This window comes from Neobacillus sp. MER 74, from assembly GCF_023714155.1.
Genome location: NZ_JAMAUV010000004.1, coordinates 290,606 through 309,814 on the forward strand (window position 1 = coordinate 290,606; position 19,209 = coordinate 309,814).

Genomic DNA, 19,209 nt, shown 5'->3' on the forward strand with positions numbered 1-19,209 from the left:
AGGAGAGATATTAAAAGATGCGAGTCATTTCCTTATGCCCGAGTAATACAGAAATTATTGAATATCTCGGTTTAACACACATGTTGGTAGGAGTCGACGATTTTTCCGATTGGCCGGCTTCAATTGAAAGTCTGCCTAAATTAGGTCCTGATTTGTCAATTAATATGGATTTGGTTGAAGAATTAAAACCAGATTTGGTCCTTGCATCTTTAAGTGTTCCAGGGATGGAGAAAAATGTGGAAGCTTTACAGATACGTGGAATTCCACACCTTGTGTTAAATCCGCAATCACTAACAGACATTGAAAATGACTTAATGATAACGGCTGAAGCACTCGGAGAGCATAAACTTGGAGTAGAAGCAGTAAGGCAATTTCGTTTTCGCCTTGATAAAGTTAAACAGAGAAGTGCAAATCAATATTACAAGCCAAAATTGTACTGGGAATGGTGGCCAAAGCCAATTTTTACCCCAGGTAAAAGAAACTGGCTCACGGAGATTTCTGAGGCTGCTGGAGCAGCGAATATTTTTCAGGATGTGGATTTAGCAAGCGTTCAAACGGAATGGGAGGATGTATTATGCCGTGAACCTGATTTCATTTGTCTTGCTTGGGTAGGAGTGAGAAAAGAAAAAATCCACAAAAGTATTGTTAAGAAGCGTGAAGGATTTGAAAAACTAGGATATGAAAGTGATGATCGAATTATAATTCTTGAGGAAGAGCTCTACTGCAGACCCTCCCCAAGACTCATTGTTGGTTTAGAAAGATTAGTAGAGTTAATCCATAGAATTCACTGAATACTTGTGATGTTTAGGGCAAATGAACAGGTCATTCATTGCCCATATGGAGATAAAAATTCACTAAACGGTAAATAAAACTGTCTTTCATTTCCCAGAGGAGTGTAATTATCCTCATTAGGGTAAATGAAAAGATTACAAAAGATGATTTTACCGTCTAAAATGAAAAAGGAGGGATTAGTAGCCCTCCCTAAAATTCAACTAAGATCCTCCTTTGAAATCGAGATTGCCGAACCTGTTGAAGTATGTTCGTTTATCCATCCCAGCGAGGTTTCAGATACACTCGTCCAATCAGGTATGATATCCTTATGCTGCTCGACCCAGCTCATACAGTATTGTGGATCAATATTATAATCAAGGCACTGAGCTAAGAAAGATTGGATGGTGTCTTCATTGCAATTTTGCCATGACCCACAGGTATTACTCCACACATTTTCCATTTTTGTTTGCAGTGAAACCTCATTAATAAAATTACTAAATTGAAAATCGTTTGGCATATATGTTCCTCCCTTATTAAAAATTCACATTCATAAGTATGTCCAATCTGAAAATAATTGAACAAAAATCCACCTATTAATTCAAAGTTTGTGTAATAATCTTAATAAGGCAGTTGGTTGGAATAAAAGGAGTCTAGATATGGAAAACAAAAGAAAAACAGCGCTAATACTAGGTGCTACTGGACTAGTAGGAAAAGAATTGGTAAATATCCTCATCCAACAAAAAACCTATGAAAAAATCCATTTGTTAGTACGAAGACCAATTGTAAGTCATCATCCTACATGTGAAGTGCATGTTGTTAATTTTGAGGAACTTCATACATACCGAGAATTATTTCAGGTAACGGACGTTTTTTGCTGTTTAGGAACGACCATTAAAAAAGCAAAAAGTAAAGAAGCATTTCGAAAAGTAGATTATGAATATCCGGTCGAGGCAGCTAAAATAGCGAAAATTTGTGAGGTAGAGAAATTTCTTATTATCACTGCAATGGGAGCAAATGCTAAATCAAGTATTTTTTATAATCGAGTAAAGGGTAAAGTGGAAGAATCTTTAGATAATTTAAGTTTACCATCTCTACATATTTTTAGGCCATCACTTTTATTAGGGGACAGAAAAGAATTTCGTTTCGGAGAAAAAATTGCCGCAAAAACAAGTGCCATTATCAATGTACTCATGGTTGGTCCATTACGACCTTATAAAGCCATTGAAGCTAAAAACGTTGCAACGGCAATGGCAGTAGTAGCGAAAGTTGGTAAAAGTGGGATGAATGTTTATCCTTCGCATAAGATCGAACAAATCGCAAAAGAAAAATTAGTCTGAGAGGTATGTACAATGGAAAAGGGTTTGACCGGAAAGAAAGTCGTTATCTGTGGTTCGCGAAAGATAGAAGAAATAAGTACACTAATTGAAAAACAAGGAGGTGTTCCTCTCGTTCGACCCCTTCAAGGGACAGTATTTTTAGCAGAGAAAGAAGTAGAACCAGATATACGTGATTTCGTGGAAAATGGGGCGGATTGGGTGATTTTCACCACTGGAATTGGCTTTGAAACACTTGTGGATTTAGCTGCAAAACTTGGATTAAGTGATTTATTTTTAAAGAATATCCGTGAGGCCAAGATCGCCTCGAGAGGATACAAAACACTGTCTGCACTGAAAAAATATGATCTAAAACCACTTGTGGTCGATGTGGATGGAACAACAAAAGGATTAGCACTAGCACTCGAATCCGTTGATTTCTCGGGAACAAGAGTTATGGTTCAACTCCATGGTGAAACAGCACCTGCGTTAACAAAATTTTTAGAAGAGCGTGGGGCAACTGTAGAAAAAATTCTTCCATATCAGCATATTGCACCAGATAAAGAGGTAGTAGTTCGGTTAATACATGAACTGCAGTTCAATAAGTGTGACGCGGTTTGCTTTACCACAGCTACCCAGGTCCACTCGCTTTTTGAATACTCGAGAGAACATAATATCTATGCAGATATCGTGACCGCTTTCAATAAAAAGGTAGTTGCTGGTGCGGTTGGGAAAGTAACCGAAGCAGCTTTAAAAGATGAGGGAATCGAAAGAATTGTGGTCCCTGAGAAGGAAAGAATGGGAGCTATGGTGGTCGAGTTAGCTAAATATTTTTTGAATTAATCTGATTTAAGTGTACCTCCTTTAAGGTGGGTACTTTTTTTTTAAAAGACCGGAATTCCTAAGTAGTAGAAAATGTCGAGAAGTTTTTACTCATACTTTATCAAAGATTTTGTTTTTATAAGAGAGAGGAAGTCCTATTAAACATGTAAAATTCAGGTAATCAAACTCTACAAGGCCACCAAATAAAGTATGTAAGAAAAATTGACAATTCGATATAATATTACATTTTTTTTGATATCATTATGTTAAATTGAAAAAGTATCAGAAAAGAATACAAAAAAATCCTGCCCTCTATGAAAACTTTATCCAATATTCCTTTTAATGCTTACATACATCAATGTACCCTCTCTGATTCTACATTCTTAGGAGACATCTTACTTTTTTACATAATGGTTAATATATTGCATGCATTCTTTTACAGATTGTCAGGTGAAATGCCTATTTACAGTCTGTAAAATTAAATTAGGATGCAGAATTTTCTGCAAAATACATATATGAACAAAAGGAGTTGGTCCCTTTTTGGTAGTATCATATTTATAAAGCGCTTACATTCTAATCTCAGTAAAAAAACAGGACAACTTTCTGCCTTCAAAAAGTTTTAAAAATCGGTATATAAATGAAGGAGGTTTCTTTATGGCGAATGATAAAATGCAGCGTATTTCCTTATCTAATCTTGAAAAAAACTTTCTAGAAGTGGAAAGTGGGCTTACAAACCGTGAGGCTGTGGAAGAATCCAATCGCTGCCTCTATTGTTACGATGCTCCGTGTATTAAAGCCTGTCCAACAGGTATTGATATTCCTACTTTTATTAAAAAAATTGCTTCAGGAAACTTATTAGGATCTGCCAAAACAATCATGTCATCCAATCCTGTTGGTGCAAGTTGTTCGCGAGTATGTCCTACTGAAGAATTATGTGAAGGTGCTTGCGTGCTGAATCACTCTACTAAACCAATTATGATTGGTAATTTACAAAGATATGCTACTGATTGGGCAATGGTAAATAATCAAACACTTTTTCAACCAGGTCAGGCCAATGGTAGGACAGTGGCTGTCATCGGCGGGGGGCCAGCGGGACTATCCGCAGCTAGAGAACTGGCAAGGCTAGGATACGAGGTTACAATTTTCGAAGGTTCTGAGAAAGCGGGCGGTTTAAATACGTACGGAATTGTATCTTTCCGATTACCGCAAAGAATTTCCTTCTGGGAAGTTGAACAGGTTGAGAAATTGAATGTCGATATTAGAACTAACACGTTGGTCGGTAAGGATATTTCTGTAGAAGAGATCACGGAAAATTTTGATTATATTATCCTGGCAGTAGGTATGGCTCATGTACCAAACCTTGGCGTGGAAGGTGAAAACCTAGAGGGTGTATATGATGCGATTGAATTTGTCAAAGCAACCAAAAGCGGTCAGTTATCTGAAGATTTTGTTGGAAAACGCATTGTTGTCATTGGGGCCGGAAATACCGCGATAGATGGGGCAACTTGTTCTGTCCGATTAGGGGCAGAAAACGTCAAAATCTTATATCGAAGAACGGAAGAAGAAATGACCGCTTACGACTTTGAATATGAATTTGCCAAACAGGACGGTGTGGAATTCCGCTGGTTGACGGCTCCAAAAAAGATTATTGGTGATGAAACTGGTAGGGTGACTGGCATTGAGTGTATCAAAATGGAACTTGGCGAACCTGAAAAAGATGGTCGACGACGTCCAACAGCCATTGAGGGGTCAGAGCATGTCCTGCCGGTCGATGCTGTGGTGAAAGCAATTGGTCAGACCAGACACCTCAAACTGATTGAAGAGTTCGGCATCGAGCATAATGGCGGGGTAGTCAAGGTCGACTCTGAAACCTTACAAACTTCCAACCCTAAAGTATTTGCCTGCGGAGATGTTGTGTTTGGAAAAGGCAATGGTGACGCCATGGTTGTTACGGCTGCACAACAAGGTAAAGATGTTGCTTATGCGATTCATAAGCAATTTTCCTTCGTAGGGATGTCAAACTAATATCTCAAATGAAAATAGAGAGGAGAAAAATAAATGGCTGATTTACGTACTAATCTTGCAGGGATTAAATCTCCGAACCCGTTCTGGCTTGCGTCAGCACCGCCGACCAACTCTGGCTATCAAGTACAGAGAGCCTTTGAAGCAGGGTGGGGTGGGGCAGTTTGGAAAACGCTGGGTGATCCTATTCTGAATGTATCTTCAAGGTTTGCTGCTGTAAGTTTTAACGGACAAAGAGTGGCAGGCTTTAATAATATTGAACTAATAACTGACAGACCATTAGATGTTAATTTAAAAGAAATCTATGAAACGAAAAAGAGATTTCCAAACCATGCCATTATTGCCTCACTCATGGTGGAACCGAAGCAAGAAAAGTGGCATGAGATTGTTAAACGTGTTGAGGATGTCGGGGTAGATGGGCTTGAGTTAAATTTCGGATGTCCACACGGGATGGCTGAGCGTGGCATGGGTTCTGCTTCCGGTCAGGTACCAGCCTTAGTTGAAAGGCAAACCTATTGGGCGAAGGAAGTAGCTAAGACACCTGTTATTGTAAAATTAACGCCAAATATTACCGATATAACAGCGACGGCCGAAGCGGCTTGTAATGGTGGTGCTGATGCGATTTCTATGATTAATACGATTAATAGCTTGATGGGGGTCGACCTTGATTCATGGAATACCATTCCCCATGTTGCCGGAAAAGGAGCACACGGCGGTTATTGTGGACCTGCAGTAAAGCCAATTGCTTTGAATATGGTGGCAGAATGTGCAAGACATCCACGAATTAACGTTCCAATTTCAGGGATTGGGGGGATTTCTAACTGGAAGGATGCCGTTGAGTTTATGTTGATGGGTGCAACTGGTGTACAAGTTTGTACAGCCGCTATGCACCATGGTTTCCGCATTGTCGAGGACATGATTGAAGGTCTTAGCCATTACCTCGATAGCAAAGGGATTGCTTCGGTTTCTGATATCATTGGGAAATCCGTTCCTAGATTCTCTGATTGGGGCAATTTGGATTTAAACTACAATATCGTTGCTCAAATCAATAAGGATGTTTGTATTAATTGCAATAAATGCCACATTGCCTGTGAAGATACTTCGCACCAATGTATCGATATGCTGACAGACGAAAATGGAAAGAGTTACCTCAAGGTGCGTGAAGAAGATTGCGTCGGCTGTAATTTATGCTCGATTGTTTGTCCAGTTGATGGAGCCATTGACATGGTGGAGGCCACGAGGGAATTAGCACCAATGACTTGGAATGAACGTCAAGCTGCCTTAAGCGGCGTAGCCCAATTTAAAGCAGATATTATCAAATAAATGATACGGAGGGAATTATCGATGAAAAAAATAATCAAAAATGGCACGATTGTTACCGCTGCTGACACATATCAAGGAGAAATATTAATCGAGGACGGCAAGATCACCCAAATCGGCTCGAATTTATCAGCGATCGGTGCGGAAGTTATTGACGCAAAGGGCTGTTTTGTTTTTCCGGGCGGGATTGATCCACACACTCACCTCGACATGCCTTTTGGCGGAACGGTAACAAAGGATGATTTTGAGTCAGGCACGATTGCAGCTGCCTTCGGGGGTACGACAACGGTTATTGATTTTTGCTTAACCAACAAGGGTGAGCCCCTGAAAAATTCTATTCAAACCTGGCATGATAAATCGAAAGAGAAAGCTGTCATTGATTATGGGTTCCATTTAATGATTTCAGAAATCAATGAAGATGTCCTGGGTGAACTTCCACAGGTAATTAATGAAGAAGGTATTACTTCCTTTAAGGTATTTATGGCATACAAAAATGTATTCCAAGCAGATGATGAAACCTTGTTTAAAACACTTATTTCCGCAAAAGAACACGGTGCCTTGGTGATGGTCCATGCAGAAAACGGAGATGTCATTGATTACTTAACCAAGAAAGCCCTTGATGAAGGGAATACTGCGCCAATTTACCATGCTTTAACAAGACCTCCAGAATTAGAGGGGGAAGCGACTGGACGTGCCGCAAATTTCACGGGGCTTGCTAACTCACAGCTATATGTGGTCCATGTCTCCTGTGCGGATGCAGTAGAACAAATTGCTAAAGCACGCAGCAAAGGGTTTGATGTTTGGGGGGAAACGTGCCCGCAATATTTAGTCCTTGATCAAAGCTACTTAGAGAAACCGAATTTCGAAGGAGCAAAATATGTTTGGTCTCCGCCGCTTCGAGAAAAGTGGAATCAAGATGTTTTATGGAATGCTTTGAAGAGCGGTCAACTGCAAACTCTCGGCTCCGATCAGTGCTCCTTTGATTTTAAAGGGCAGAAAGATTTAGGAAGAGATGATTTTACTAAAATTCCGAATGGAGGCCCGATTATTGAGGATCGTTTGTCGGTTTTATTCTCTGAGGGAGTGAAAAAAGGACGGATTAGTCTAAATCAATTTGTCGATATTACTTCCACTAGAAGTGCGAAGCTATTTGGTTTATTCCCGAAAAAAGGGACAATCGCCGTTGGGGCAGATGCAGACCTTGTGATTTTTGATCCGAATATCGAACGAGTAATTTCGGCTGAAACCCACCATATGGCTGTGGATTATAACGCATTCGAAGGAATGAAGATCACTGGTGAACCAGTTTCCGTATTGTCCCGTGGGGAATTTGTTGTCCGTGACAAGCAGTTTGTAGGTAAACCAGGTTCGGGCCAATATTTGAAGCGAGCCAAATATAATAAAAATGCACTTGTCAACCAAAGCGAAACACTATCAATCTAATAGGGGGAGCTTGGATGTCAGATTATCAGCAATTTTTAGATGAAAGAGATAAAATTGATTTTCTTATCCAAAAGGGGTATCAGATCAGTGGTGTAAATGAACATCTAAACGGGGCCACCGTTGAATTTGTCCACCCAAACGGAAATATAACCGAAATACTTAAGATTGGAACAGCAAATGCCCGTAAGTATTTTACTAGTCTATTATTAAAGCAAAACCACACCAGCTAGTCCATGCCTAGAGAAATAAAGGTATACTTCCCTATCATTCATTAGAAATAAATGAAAGGATTGGTTGCAAGGCCAATCCTTTTTAAACCAATATTTTTGATGATATTTTCTAAGGAGAACCAAATGATTAAAGACCATTTCCATTTAACAGTGGCAGATATCTTAAAGCGAAAGAACTTTGAACAATCCCACGTTATTGCGGGAGAAAAAGGTATTAAACGATTTGTCAAATGGGTTCATGTTGTCGAGGCCACGAGTATTCGTAATCTTCTTAATGGAAATGAACTTATTCTTTCAACAGGGATTGCTTGGAGGGAGAATACGAACTTATTTGTTTCGATGGTAAAAGAGTTTCTTGATAACCAAGCTGCAGGATTATGTATTGAAATGGGAACTTACATCACAGAGATTCCTGCGGAGGTCATACAAGTTGCTAATGAGCATAATTTCCCCATCATCGTTTTTTCAAAGGAAGTTCCGTTTGTACAAATCACTCAAGATATTCACTCGCTGATTATTAATCAGCAATACCAAAAGATATCTGATTTGGAAAATTACTCCCAAAGCCTAAATAAACGACTGTTAACGATTGAAAGTTATGAAGATATACTAAAATGTTTGTATTCTTCTCTGGATTTACAAGTTATTTTTCGTTTGAAAAATGAGGATTATGAATTTATTCCAGACATCAATCTACTCGAACAAAAAACAGTCATTCACCAGCTCAAGACATATAAAACAGACCCATGTGATAACATTGCCTCCCAACCTATTTTCTTATTTGGGCAAGAATGTGCGGAGTTATTTATTTATTCTAAAAATCTACCAATCACTGAATACGATGTATTGATTTTAGATCGGACTGCTACAGCGCTGGCACAGCATTTATTACGAGATATGTATGTTGAAGAAAAAAAGCGTGTCGAGGAGTTTGAGTGGTTGTATGGCTGGCTTGAAGGTGAACATTCCCCCGAAAGCATTAGTGAATATTTTGCGCAAAATCGGGTCAAAACAAAAACCAATGAAGCTGTAGTCTTAATTACTAGGCTTATTCCCCTTAAAGAGAAAATTACTCAAGATGTAACGTATTTAAAACTATTATTTCGTTCGGTCCTGGAACAAAATGGTTTCACGGTGTTTTCTGTTGAAAAAAGAAATGAAATAACGTTCATACTGGTAAACAACCGGACCAAGAAGAATGTAAAGGAACGAATGAAAACAGCAATCGAATCCATACTTGAATCAGAGTTTATTAGAAAACAATGTTCAGTGAAAATAATGATTGCCGCTGGAAGTTTTATCGGAAATTTAAATGAAATACATAAAAGTTATCAAACTGCAAAAGAAACTCAGCGAATTCAGCAAAAGATGTCTAATAAAGCTGACTATTATTTTTATGAAGATTTGCATTTATATCGGTTGATCTCGCAAACGAGTAAACATATCAATCTACAAGAGTTTGCTGCAGAGTATTTACAGCCAGTGATTCATTATGATCAGAAATATAATGGCAAGTTGTTAGAGACATTAAAGGTATATTTAGAGTGCAATGGCTCAAAACAGGAGGCGGCGAGCAAGCTTTTTATAGTCAGGCAGACACTTTATCATCGCTTGCAAAAGCTTGAAAGCATTCTCGGTGAAGACTTTATGGAACATGAAAAACGAGTTGCCATTGAATTTATGCTGCTGGTACAAGACTATTTAGCATCTTCCCCATCCAGTATAAATTATCCTAAATATCAAATATTGGAATAATGGCTGATAGTTGCTCATATCGTCAAAGAAATACTCTGCCTCATTTCACATTGTGTCTAATGAATGTATGCTTTGGATACGAGAAAATGAGTTTAGAAGGTTTATATTATTAGAAAATTTTATAAAAAGAGATAAAAATTAGGAGGTTTATCTATATATATGAATGCATCAAAATGAGATACGTCTGTTTTAAAGAATTAAAAAGTACAAGTAATGGAGGGAAAAAGATGGTTCAAACGAGTCGTTCACAAGAAACTTTGTTGGAACAGGATGAAAAGTATGTCTGGCACTCCATGAAACCTTATAATCCAAAAGCCACATTGGTTGCAGCAAAGGCAGAGGGCTCATGGGTAACTGATGCTGATGGAAAACGGTATTTAGATGCGATGGCCGGCCTTTGGTGTGTGAATATTGGTTATGGAAGGACCGAATTAGCTGAGGCAGCCTATGAACAGCTGAAGGAAATGGCCTATTTTCCACTTTCACAAAGCCATGTTCCAGCCATAAAACTCGCTGAAAAGTTGAACCAAATGTTAGGCGATGAGTATGTTATCTTTTTCTCTAACAGCGGTTCTGAGGCAAATGAAGCGGCCTTTAAAATCGTAAGGCAGTACCACCAGCAAAAGGGTGAACAAAGCCGTTACAAAATCGTTTCCCGCTATCGTGCTTATCATGGAAATTCGATGGGGGCACTCGCAGCGACCGGCCAGGCACAGCGAAAGTACAAGTACGAACCGCTTGCACCAGGATTTATCCATGTCTCACCACCTGATTCCTACCGGGATGATATAAATGTCAACGATCCAAATGAACTATCCTCGGTAAAAGAAATCGATCGGACGATGACATGGGAGTTAAGTGAAACGATAGCCGCAATGATTATGGAACCGATTATTACGGGCGGAGGTGTCCTCATTCCGCCGGATGGCTATATGAAAGCCGCAAAAGAAGTATGTGAAAAACACGGGGCGCTGCTCATAGTTGATGAGGTTATTTGCGGGTTTGGCCGTACAGGTAAGCCTTTCGGGTATATGAACTATGGCGTGAAACCCGATATCATCACAATGGCAAAAGGGATCACAAGTGCCTATTTGCCTCTTTCTGCAACAGCGGTCCGCAAAGACATATACGAAGCATTTAAAGGTACAGAAGAATATGATTACTTCCGTCACGTCAATACATTTGGGGGGAATCCAGCGGCATGTGCGCTCGCTTTAAAAAATCTCGAGATTATGGAAACTGAAAAATTATTTGATCGTTCTCGAGATTTAGGGGCTCAGCTATTAAACGATTTAAGGAATCTTTTACAAGATCATCCATATGTAGGGGACATTCGTGGAAAAGGGCTGTTAATTGGAATTGAACTAGTGAAGGATAAGCGGACCAAGGAACCACTTTCTAATGACCTTGTCAATAAAGTCATTGCCAACTGTAAGCAGGAAGGGATTATCATTGGAAAGAACGGCGCAACCGTAGCTGGATACAATAATGTGTTAACACTTGCCCCGCCATTAACAATCAAACAGGTGGATCTAACTTTCCTTGTGAAAACACTTACCGAATCCCTCCAGAAGACACGTTAACTAAAAAAATGAGAACCCATGTATATACAATTGTGTACATACATGGGTTCTTTTTTTCATGAGGAGAAATGTAATAGGTTAAAAAGTATCTAAGGATATAAAGAATCTAGTAATTAAATGTCGAAATCTTTTGATAGAATGATTGACAGATGATTTACGTCGGTTATAATTAAATTAACAAATGTTCAATTTGATTTTACATAATTTCATAACTTAGATATTCAGATTGAACAAATGTTAATTTCTTTTTTACAAAACGTTGTAACCGTTTACTTTTTGTGAAAAATGAGTTTAATAACATTGAAAATTAGGTGAATAAAAGATGGCGGATGAAAGGATTTCACGCCTGGTGGAAGTGGCTAGGATGTATTATCAATTAGACTACAGCCAACAGGAAATTGCGAAAAAGTTGGGTATTTCCCGCCCCACCGTATCTAGGCTTCTAGTTCAAGCTGTTGAAGAAGGAGTAGTCCATATAAAAATATGCGATCCCGCTGAAGACGTTCAGGAATTGGCTATGCAGATCAAGGAAAAGTTTCAATTAAAGGATTGCATTGTCGCATCGATTCCCGAATTTAAGGATGAACTGATCAAAGTGAAACTGGGGGAGGTTTCCGCAGATTATTTATATAAGATTGTCCAAAGCGGCGATACAATTGGGATTACCTGGGGGACAACTTTATATCAACTAGTGAAACAAATTCAACCTAAGAATGTAAAGGATGTAACAATTGTCCAGCTAAATGGTGGGGTGAGTTACTCAGAATCCAATACCTATGCATCAGAAATCGTTAATGGTCTTGCTCATGCATTTCAGACAATTCCACATTTTCTGCAGGTACCTGCCGTCGTAGACCACATTGTGGTCAAACAGGCAATCATAGCAGACCGACATGTTAAAAGAATATTGGAATTAGGCAAACAAGCCAATATTGCCATTTTTACTGTTGGGGATCCTGGTGAACAATCAACACTTATGCATGCGGGATATTTTTTAGACAGTGACATTGAAATACTAAGGGAAAATTATACTGTCGGTGACATCTGTTCTCGATTTATTGATATCAATGGCCATATTAGTCATCAAACATTGAACGATCGAACCATTGGTATCGAACTCTCACATTTAGCGGAAAAAGAATATGGTATCCTCATTGCAGGCGGTAACAAAAAAGTCGAAGGCATCTATGGGGCGTTAAAAGGTCGTCATGCCAATGTCCTCATTACCGATGAGTATACTGCCAGGGCATTACTCGATTTTGGGGGTGAGCACCTAAATGAATAAAGAAAAAATTAGGGAGATCGTCAAAGAGGTTGTCAAAAACTCCCTTATGAAATCTAAGACAGTTCCCATTGCAGCATCTAACCGGCATATCCATTTATCCCCTGAACATGTTGAGCGTTTGTTTGGACACGGCTACCAATTAACGAAGTTAAAAGATTTGTCACAGCCCAGCCAATTTGCAGCAAAGGAAACGGTCACCCTTATCGGTCCGAAAGGGAGAATACATAGTGTTCGTGTCCTCGGACCTGCTAGGGGGATTACACAGGTAGAAGTATCATTATTTGATGGATTTACCTTGGGAGTCAAGCCGCCGATTCGTAATTCTGGGGATATTAACGGATCAGAATCAATTACCATACAAGGACCACGGGGGCAAATTACCATTCGTGAAGGCTTGATCTCTGCCGCTCGCCACATTCATATGCACACGAGTGATGCTGAAACATTTGGCGTTCAGGATGGGGACCTTGTTCAAGTAAAAGTGGATGGAGTCCGCGGGATCATTTTTTCAAATGTTTTAATTCGCACTTCTCCTAAATTCAAGCTTGAAATGCATATTGACCTGGATGAAGCCAATGCAGCTGGAATCAAAAATGGACAAATGGGTGAGATTATTTCCATCCAAACTCCGAAACAAGTGGGTGGGGAGTAATGCTGGTGGATGTTAAAACGCAGGTTAAACTGCTTGTCCAGCAGGTAGTGGAAGCCTACTTAAAAGAGAAAATGGACCCTAAAAAGGATACTCCAATTACAATCCTATTAGGTTATCATTCTTCCGATCCAATAACTGTTTTGGAAGCGGTTACCCAGCTGGTAGATACATATAACGTAACGTGGCTAATTACAAAGGAATGGCTTCCTTTACAAGAAAAAATGAAAGGGCTTTCTTGTGTGCTGTTAGAGGAGATGTCAGATGAGGATTTGGGAACACTGATTGATCAATCTTCCGTTCTCGTAATTCCTCAAGCATCGTACGGATTGCTTTCAAAACTAGCCTTAACGGTGGATGACGAGACAGCAGCGTGGGTGGCTATCCAATATCAATTAAAAGGTAAACCGATTGTCATCGCCAATAATGGTGTGGAACCAAATGTGTACCAACAAATCCATGCCCCGCAAACTGTCCAGGAACGGATACAGTCCTACATAAGGAGAATCCAAATGGATCAGGTCAAGTGGGTACCGCTCAGTAAATTGGTTAATACAGTTGACGAGCAATATGCAGCCTACCTTGATAAGCAATCTCTCGTTCTAGCAAAACATGTAGAAAGAGCTTTTCAGGAGGGACTCAAGGAAATTGAGATTCCGCAAAAAAGCCGGGTCACACCTTCAGCAATAGATCTGGCTAAGGAATTAAAGATTCAATTTAAGCCGATTGATTCCTCGAAAGGAGGGACATTATGATCATTTGTAAAGTGGTTGGTTCCATTGTATCAACTACAAAAGCGGAAAAATTAAAAGGAAAAAAACTAATGATCGTTCAGCCGCTTGATTTGAAGAGCATTGAAGAAGATGGAAAACCGCTTGTTGCCATTGATACCGTTGGCTCTGGTGTGGGAGAAGTCGTCTTACTTGTCAGCGGAAGTTCGGCAAGACAAACAGAGATAACAAACGGTGTCCCTGTTGATGCAGCAATCGTCGGTATTGTTGATCAAATTGAAATTCAAGGGGCCTTAACCTTTAATAAAGGAGGTAACTAACCTTGCAATTAAATGAAACCGATATCAAAAAAATGGTCGAACAGGTCCTCAGTCAACTAGGGCAGAATTCATCAACATTCCCCGCTGAAACTGTCACATCACAAAATGATGTCAAGTTAGGCAATGGCGTGTTTTCAACGGTTGATGAAGCAGCGGCTGCAGCTAGACTGGCCTGGGAAAAGCTTCGCAAACTGCCCATTTCCATCAGAGAAAAAATGATTGAGAATATGCGAGCCGTGAGCCGGGAGCATGCCGAAGAGTTAGCAAAGCTTGCTGTTGAGGAAACAGGTTTAGGCAGAGTGGAAGATAAAGTTGCGAAAATTCTCCTGGCGACGAATAAAACACCTGGAATTGAAGATTTAGTTAGCACAGCTTTTTCGGGTGATGATGGGTTGACACTTGTTGAGTATGCACCAATTGGCGTATTTGGATCCATCACACCTTCAACCAATCCAGCAGCGACAGTTATCAATAATTCCATTTCGTTAATAGCTGCTGGAAATACAGTGGTTTATAACCCGCATCCTAGTGCGAAACGTGTTTCCATTCAAACACTTCAGCTATTAAACCAAGCAATTATCGCAGCAGGTGGACCTGAAAATACGCTCACATCTGTGGCAGCTCCTAATCTTGAAACTTCAGCTCAAGTCATGAATCATCCGCAGGTGAACGCGCTCGTGGTAACTGGAGGAGGACCCGTTGTAAAAGCAGCGATGGCACTTGGTAAAAAAGTCATTGCCGCTGGACCAGGAAATCCACCTGTAGTTGTTGATGAGACTGCTATTATCTCCAAGGCCGCTGTTGATATTGTGAAAGGTGCCAGCTTTGATAACAACGTATTATGCACCGCAGAGAAAGAAGTGTTCGTTGTTGATAAGGCAGCTAATTCCCTAAAAGCAGAAATGGTCAAAAACGGAGCAATTGAACTTAGAGGGTTTCAATTTGAAAAACTGCTTGAGAAAGTACTTGTAAAGAAGAATGATAAGTTTTATCCAAACAGAGACTTCATTGGTAAAGACGCAGCGGTGATTTTACATGCAGCGGGCATTCAGGCAAGCCCAAATGTTAAGTTAATAATCGCTGAAACCACTAAGGATCACCCATTGGTAATGACAGAAATGTTAATGCCAATCTTACCGATTGTCAGAGTGACCGATGTGGATCGAGCGATCGAACTGGCTGTTATTGCAGAGAAAGGCAACCGGCACACAGCAATAATGCATTCGCAAAATATTACGAATCTAACTAAGATGGCACAAGAAATTCAAGCAACGATTTTTGTGAAAAATGGGCCATCAGTTTCGGGCTTGGGCTTTGAAAGTGAAGGCTTTACCACACTAACCATTGCCGGACCAACAGGTGAAGGATTAACCAGTGCAAAAACATTTACTCGCCAGCGCCGCTGCGTTTTAGTAGATGGATTAAGAATCATATAGTGAGGTGTTAGGATATGGCGAAAGCAAAAGAAGATAAAACAGTCACTTCACAAGAAGAGCAACTGAAAAATCAAGAAAAATCAAAATTAGAGATTACTAGAGGAGGAGTTAAAATGGGTCAAGAAGCTTTAGGTATGATTGAAACAAAAGGTTTAGTAGGTGCGATTGAAGCAGCAGATGCGATGGTTAAAGCTGCAAACGTTACCTTGGTAGGCAGAGAATTAGTGGGCGCAGGAATCGTGACTGTTATGGTCCGTGGAGATGTAGGTGCAGTAAAAGCCGCCACTGAAGCTGGTGCAGAAGCTGCCCAACGCGTAGGGAATCTTCTATCAGTACACGTAATACCACGTCCTAACGGTGATGTAGAAGGTATTTTACCTAAATCAGAATAAGGTGAATGGAAATGGAACAATCCATTGAAAGCTATATTAAAAATCTTGTCAGAGATGTTATTGGTCAAAATCTAGGCGGCTTAGAGCTCCAATGTGATCGGCAAACTTATGTGATTGCTAATTGGAAAATGAACAAAGACCTTAATGAGACCGCTGAATTTTTTCAAAAAATAAACAGCAGTCATGATGTGTCAGTGGTTATCTGTCCACCAACCCAACTTCTATATCCGACTCAATTATTTATCAAACAATCTGGAAAACCGATAGGATTGGGCGGTCAAAATGTTCACTGGGCCGACAAAGGGGCTTATACTGGGGAAACATCAGGCAGTATGCTGACGGATGTGGGCTCCGAATATGTCATTATTGGCCACTCAGAAAGAAGACAATATTCTTTTGAAGATGACGAGTTAGTGAACAAAAAGGTTCAGCAAGCGCTCAAGTCTGGTCTTACTCCAATCATCTGTATCGGAGAAACGTTAGGTCAAAAGAGTGCTATGCAAACAGAACAGGTTTTATCCAAGCAAATTATCGGTGCGTTGAAGGATATTGATACAGCCCATTTTATTCTTGCTTATGAACCTGTCTGGGCGATTGGAACAGGGCAATCAGCAACAGCTGAACTGGCTCAAGAAACACACGCGTACATTCGTTCTATTTTAAGACAATTAATGGGTCAAAAAGCGGAGGGTATTTCGATTTTATATGGCGGGTCTGCGAATGAGAGGAACGCTGCAGAATACAGTGCGATGCCAGATATTGATGGTGTATTGGTTGGCGGCGCGAGCTTAAACGCTCATGTTTTTGATGTGATTATCAATGCATTTGCCAAAGGAGAACAAAATTCATGAAAAAAGTTGCGATCGGCTGCGACCATGGTGGATACGAACTAAAAGAAAAGTTAAAGGCCTATTTAACTGAATTAGGTTACGAATATTTAGATTATGGCTGTAAAGCAAATGAATCTGTTGATTATCCAGATATCGCTTTTCTTGTTGGCGAGACGGTAGCAACGAATGATAACTATGTTGGTATTATGATTGATGGTGTAGGCATTGGAAGCGGAATGGTATTGAATAAAATACCTGGTGTCCGCGGTGCAGTTTGCTGGGACTTATCTTCTGTGATTAACAGTAAGGAGCATAATAATGCGAACGTTTTATCAATCGGCGGTCAATTTATTGGTGAAGGCCTTGCCAAACAATTAGTAAAGACATGGTTGGAAACGGAGTTTGCCGGCGGCCGTCATGATCGTCGTGTGACGAAGATTATGGAAATCGAAAGTCGTTTTCTGGGGCGGAATTAGTACTAAATCTGAGATTCGCTGATATACAGTTTAGAGAGAAAAATAGGAGTGTTTAACTCAGAGTTATATAGAAAAAAGGCAGGTTTGAAAAATGTTTGTAGCCAAAGTGATAGGAAATATGGTCTGTACACATAAAAATGAGAATTTAATAGGTTTAAAGCTCCTGATTGTCCAACCAGTAGATCAGCAATTGAAGGATAAAGGTAAACCACTTGTGGCTATAGATACGATTGGACAATCAGGAGAAGGAGATCTTGTTTACTTAGCAAAAAGCAGGGAATCATCCTTACCGCTTAATAAAGAGTTGGTTCCATCAGATGCTGGAATCTTAGGAATTATCGACTACTATAATGTGACTAATCGAATGGAGGAAATATAAATGAGCAACGCATTAGGAATGATCGAAACTAAAGGTTTAGTAGGAGCAATTGAAGCAGCAGACGCCATGACAAAAGCAGCAAATGTGACTTTACTAGGTAAAGTAAATGTAGGCGGAGGATTAGTGTGTGTGATGGTTCGCGGCGACGTTGGTGCGGTTAAGGCAGCAACTGAAGCAGGTGCGGATGCAGCACAGCGTGTTGGCGAATTCTTATCTGTTCACGTGATTCCAAGACCACATTCAGACATCGAGAAAATTCTTCCTGTTGCAAAATAATGAAACTAGCAAAAGTGGTTGGAAATGTCGTATCAACGATTAAAACACCAAGTCATCAAAATAAAAAGCTCATGGTAGTTATCCCTGTGGACGCATCAGGTAAGGAATGTGGGGATGCCATGATTGCCTTCGATCGTTTTTCAGCAGGGGTTGGCGATTATGTCTTGATTCTAGAAGAAGGTGGATCGGCAAGAGACATTTTAGAAGACCCTAATGGTTCTTTTGATGCTGTCATTGCCGGAATTGTTGATCGATTATAATAATGTGGGGTGAGCACGATGCAAATTGAAGCTTTAGTAGAACAAATTACGAATCAAATTATGCAGCAATTAACGAATAAAGAAGCGTTGAAGGAAGTGAAGCCTTCAACTTCTGGAAATGTGACATATAAAGAAGGAACAGCATCATCGATTATTACTGGGCCATCTGTGGCTCGGATGATTGACCACACACTTTTAAAGCCGGAAGCATCCAAAGACCAAATTGTGAAGCTTTGTGAAGAAGCTAAAGAACATAAATTTGCCACTGTTTGTGTGAATCCTTACTGGGTGGCAACCGCAGCCCACGAATTAAAAGGTTCTGGTGTAGGAATAACCACCGTTGTTGGTTTTCCACTTGGAGCAACGAGCACTTTTGTTAAGTGTGCAGAAACGCGTGACGCGATTGCAAATGGCGCTACTGAAATTGACATGGTTATAAATATTGGTGCTCTAAAATCTGGGGACTTTGAGACAGTGAAAAAAGACATTGAAGGTGTTGTATTAGCGGCGAATGGTCATGCACCAGTAAAAGTCATTATTGAAACAGGCCTTCTTGAAATCGAAGAAAAGAAAAAAGCTTGTATTCTCGCAAAAATGGCTGGAGCTGCTTTTGTGAAAACGTCGACTGGATTTGGCCCTGGTTGTGCTACTGCTGAAGACATTAAACTTATGCGTGAAGCGGTCGGTCCAGAAATGGGTGTTAAAGCTTCGGCCTGTGTGAGAGATTTAGATACTGCAAGAAAGCTAATCCAAGCCGGCGCAACAAGAATTGGTGCAAGTTCCAGTATTGCGATTATTACAGGCGGTCAAGGTACCGGTTATTAATAGGCTATTATTCCAGTGGCTATGTTGAAATTTGAGTATTTTAAGTTGCTATTATTGTTACTTGGAATACTCAGATTTCTTTCTTCTTCTA

22 protein-coding genes are annotated in these 19,209 nt (G+C 40.0%); 21 read left to right on the plus strand and 1 reads right to left on the minus strand.

Annotation, left to right across the window (positions count from 1 at the left end):
- The first annotated feature begins 17 nt into the window (after positions 1-17).
- Entirely contained in the window at positions 18-791 is a 774-nt protein-coding gene (locus M3610_RS09990; RefSeq protein ID WP_098571302.1) for a cobalamin-binding protein, read from the plus strand.
- A gap of 197 nt (positions 792-988) precedes the next feature.
- On the opposite strand, the gene M3610_RS09995 is transcribed toward M3610_RS09990, so the two are convergent.
- Entirely contained in the window at positions 989-1,288 is a 300-nt protein-coding gene (locus tag M3610_RS09995; protein ID WP_098571301.1) for a hypothetical protein, read from the minus strand.
- A 139-nt stretch (positions 1,289-1,427) separates the two neighbouring features.
- Here M3610_RS09995 and M3610_RS10000 point away from each other — a divergent pair, with 139 nt between their 5' ends.
- The 20 genes from M3610_RS10000 (at position 1,428) to deoC (ending at position 19,118) form a co-directional block, all read left to right on the plus strand.
- Positions 1,428-2,108, plus strand: coding sequence for an NAD(P)H-binding protein (locus M3610_RS10000; protein WP_098571300.1), 681 nt, complete (start codon positions 1,428-1,430; stop codon positions 2,106-2,108).
- A 12-nt stretch (positions 2,109-2,120) separates the two neighbouring features.
- Positions 2,121-2,927, plus strand: a complete 807-nt coding sequence (locus M3610_RS10005; RefSeq protein ID WP_098571299.1) for a uroporphyrinogen-III synthase — start codon at positions 2,121-2,123, stop codon at positions 2,925-2,927.
- Between the two features lie 633 nt (positions 2,928-3,560).
- Positions 3,561-4,931: an NAD(P)-dependent oxidoreductase gene (locus M3610_RS10010; protein ID WP_251458880.1), complete on the plus strand. Its 1,371-nt coding sequence runs from the start codon at positions 3,561-3,563 to the stop codon at positions 4,929-4,931.
- A 33-nt stretch (positions 4,932-4,964) separates the two neighbouring features.
- Positions 4,965-6,251, plus strand: coding sequence for an NAD-dependent dihydropyrimidine dehydrogenase subunit PreA (preA, locus tag M3610_RS10015; protein ID WP_098571298.1), 1,287 nt, complete (start codon positions 4,965-4,967; stop codon positions 6,249-6,251).
- Between the two features lie 21 nt (positions 6,252-6,272).
- Positions 6,273-7,691, plus strand: a complete 1,419-nt coding sequence (gene hydA / locus M3610_RS10020; RefSeq protein ID WP_098571297.1) for a dihydropyrimidinase — start codon at positions 6,273-6,275, stop codon at positions 7,689-7,691.
- 14 nt (positions 7,692-7,705) lie between these two features.
- A complete protein-coding gene (locus M3610_RS10025) occupies positions 7,706-7,921 on the plus strand; it encodes a hypothetical protein (protein WP_098571296.1) in 216 nt (71 codons plus the stop codon).
- Positions 7,922-8,044: 123 nt separating this feature from the next.
- Positions 8,045-9,676 (plus strand): PucR family transcriptional regulator, encoded by a 1,632-nt coding sequence (locus M3610_RS10030; RefSeq protein ID WP_251458881.1) that lies wholly within the window; start codon positions 8,045-8,047, stop codon positions 9,674-9,676.
- 227 nt (positions 9,677-9,903) lie between these two features.
- Positions 9,904-11,259 (plus strand): aspartate aminotransferase family protein, encoded by a 1,356-nt coding sequence (locus M3610_RS10035; RefSeq protein ID WP_251458883.1) that lies wholly within the window; start codon positions 9,904-9,906, stop codon positions 11,257-11,259.
- 322 nt (positions 11,260-11,581) lie between these two features.
- Positions 11,582-12,544: a DNA-binding transcriptional repressor DeoR gene (locus M3610_RS10040; protein WP_098571294.1), complete on the plus strand. Its 963-nt coding sequence runs from the start codon at positions 11,582-11,584 to the stop codon at positions 12,542-12,544.
- A complete protein-coding gene (gene pduL / locus M3610_RS10045; RefSeq protein WP_098571293.1) occupies positions 12,537-13,196 on the plus strand; it encodes a phosphate propanoyltransferase in 660 nt (219 codons plus the stop codon). The genes M3610_RS10040 and pduL overlap by 8 nt, the downstream gene beginning before the upstream one ends.
- Complete coding sequence (locus M3610_RS10050) at positions 13,196-13,948, plus strand: hypothetical protein (protein WP_098571292.1); 753 nt, start codon at positions 13,196-13,198, stop codon at positions 13,946-13,948. Before pduL ends, M3610_RS10050 begins: the two co-directional genes overlap by 1 nt.
- The gene (locus M3610_RS10055) at positions 13,945-14,244 is read left to right on the plus strand and encodes a EutN/CcmL family microcompartment protein (protein WP_098571291.1); all 300 of its coding nucleotides are present in this window, start codon (positions 13,945-13,947) and stop codon (positions 14,242-14,244) included. Before M3610_RS10050 ends, M3610_RS10055 begins: the two co-directional genes overlap by 4 nt.
- Before the next feature lie 2 nt (positions 14,245-14,246).
- Positions 14,247-15,680: an aldehyde dehydrogenase family protein gene (locus tag M3610_RS10060; protein WP_098571290.1), complete on the plus strand. Its 1,434-nt coding sequence runs from the start codon at positions 14,247-14,249 to the stop codon at positions 15,678-15,680.
- A gap of 113 nt (positions 15,681-15,793) precedes the next feature.
- A complete protein-coding gene (locus M3610_RS10065; protein WP_098571329.1) occupies positions 15,794-16,072 on the plus strand; it encodes a BMC domain-containing protein in 279 nt (92 codons plus the stop codon).
- Positions 16,073-16,083: 11 nt separating this feature from the next.
- On the plus strand, positions 16,084-16,923 hold the full coding sequence (gene tpiA / locus M3610_RS10070) for a triose-phosphate isomerase (protein WP_285851050.1): 840 nt from the start codon (positions 16,084-16,086) through the stop codon (positions 16,921-16,923).
- Positions 16,920-17,378, plus strand: a complete 459-nt coding sequence (gene rpiB, locus M3610_RS10075; protein ID WP_251458885.1) for a ribose 5-phosphate isomerase B — start codon at positions 16,920-16,922, stop codon at positions 17,376-17,378. The genes tpiA and rpiB overlap by 4 nt, the downstream gene beginning before the upstream one ends.
- A 91-nt stretch (positions 17,379-17,469) precedes the next feature.
- Complete coding sequence (locus tag M3610_RS10080) at positions 17,470-17,757, plus strand: EutN/CcmL family microcompartment protein (protein WP_098571287.1); 288 nt, start codon at positions 17,470-17,472, stop codon at positions 17,755-17,757.
- Positions 17,758-18,033, plus strand: coding sequence for a BMC domain-containing protein (locus M3610_RS10085; protein WP_026567441.1), 276 nt, complete (start codon positions 17,758-17,760; stop codon positions 18,031-18,033). It abuts the gene before it with no gap.
- Positions 18,033-18,293 (plus strand): EutN/CcmL family microcompartment protein, encoded by a 261-nt coding sequence (locus M3610_RS10090; RefSeq protein WP_251458887.1) that lies wholly within the window; start codon positions 18,033-18,035, stop codon positions 18,291-18,293. The genes M3610_RS10085 and M3610_RS10090 overlap by 1 nt, the downstream gene beginning before the upstream one ends.
- Positions 18,294-18,470: 177 nt before the next feature.
- Positions 18,471-19,118, plus strand: a complete 648-nt coding sequence (gene deoC / locus M3610_RS10095) for a deoxyribose-phosphate aldolase (protein WP_251459021.1) — start codon at positions 18,471-18,473, stop codon at positions 19,116-19,118.
- Positions 19,119-19,209 lie beyond the last annotated feature (91 nt).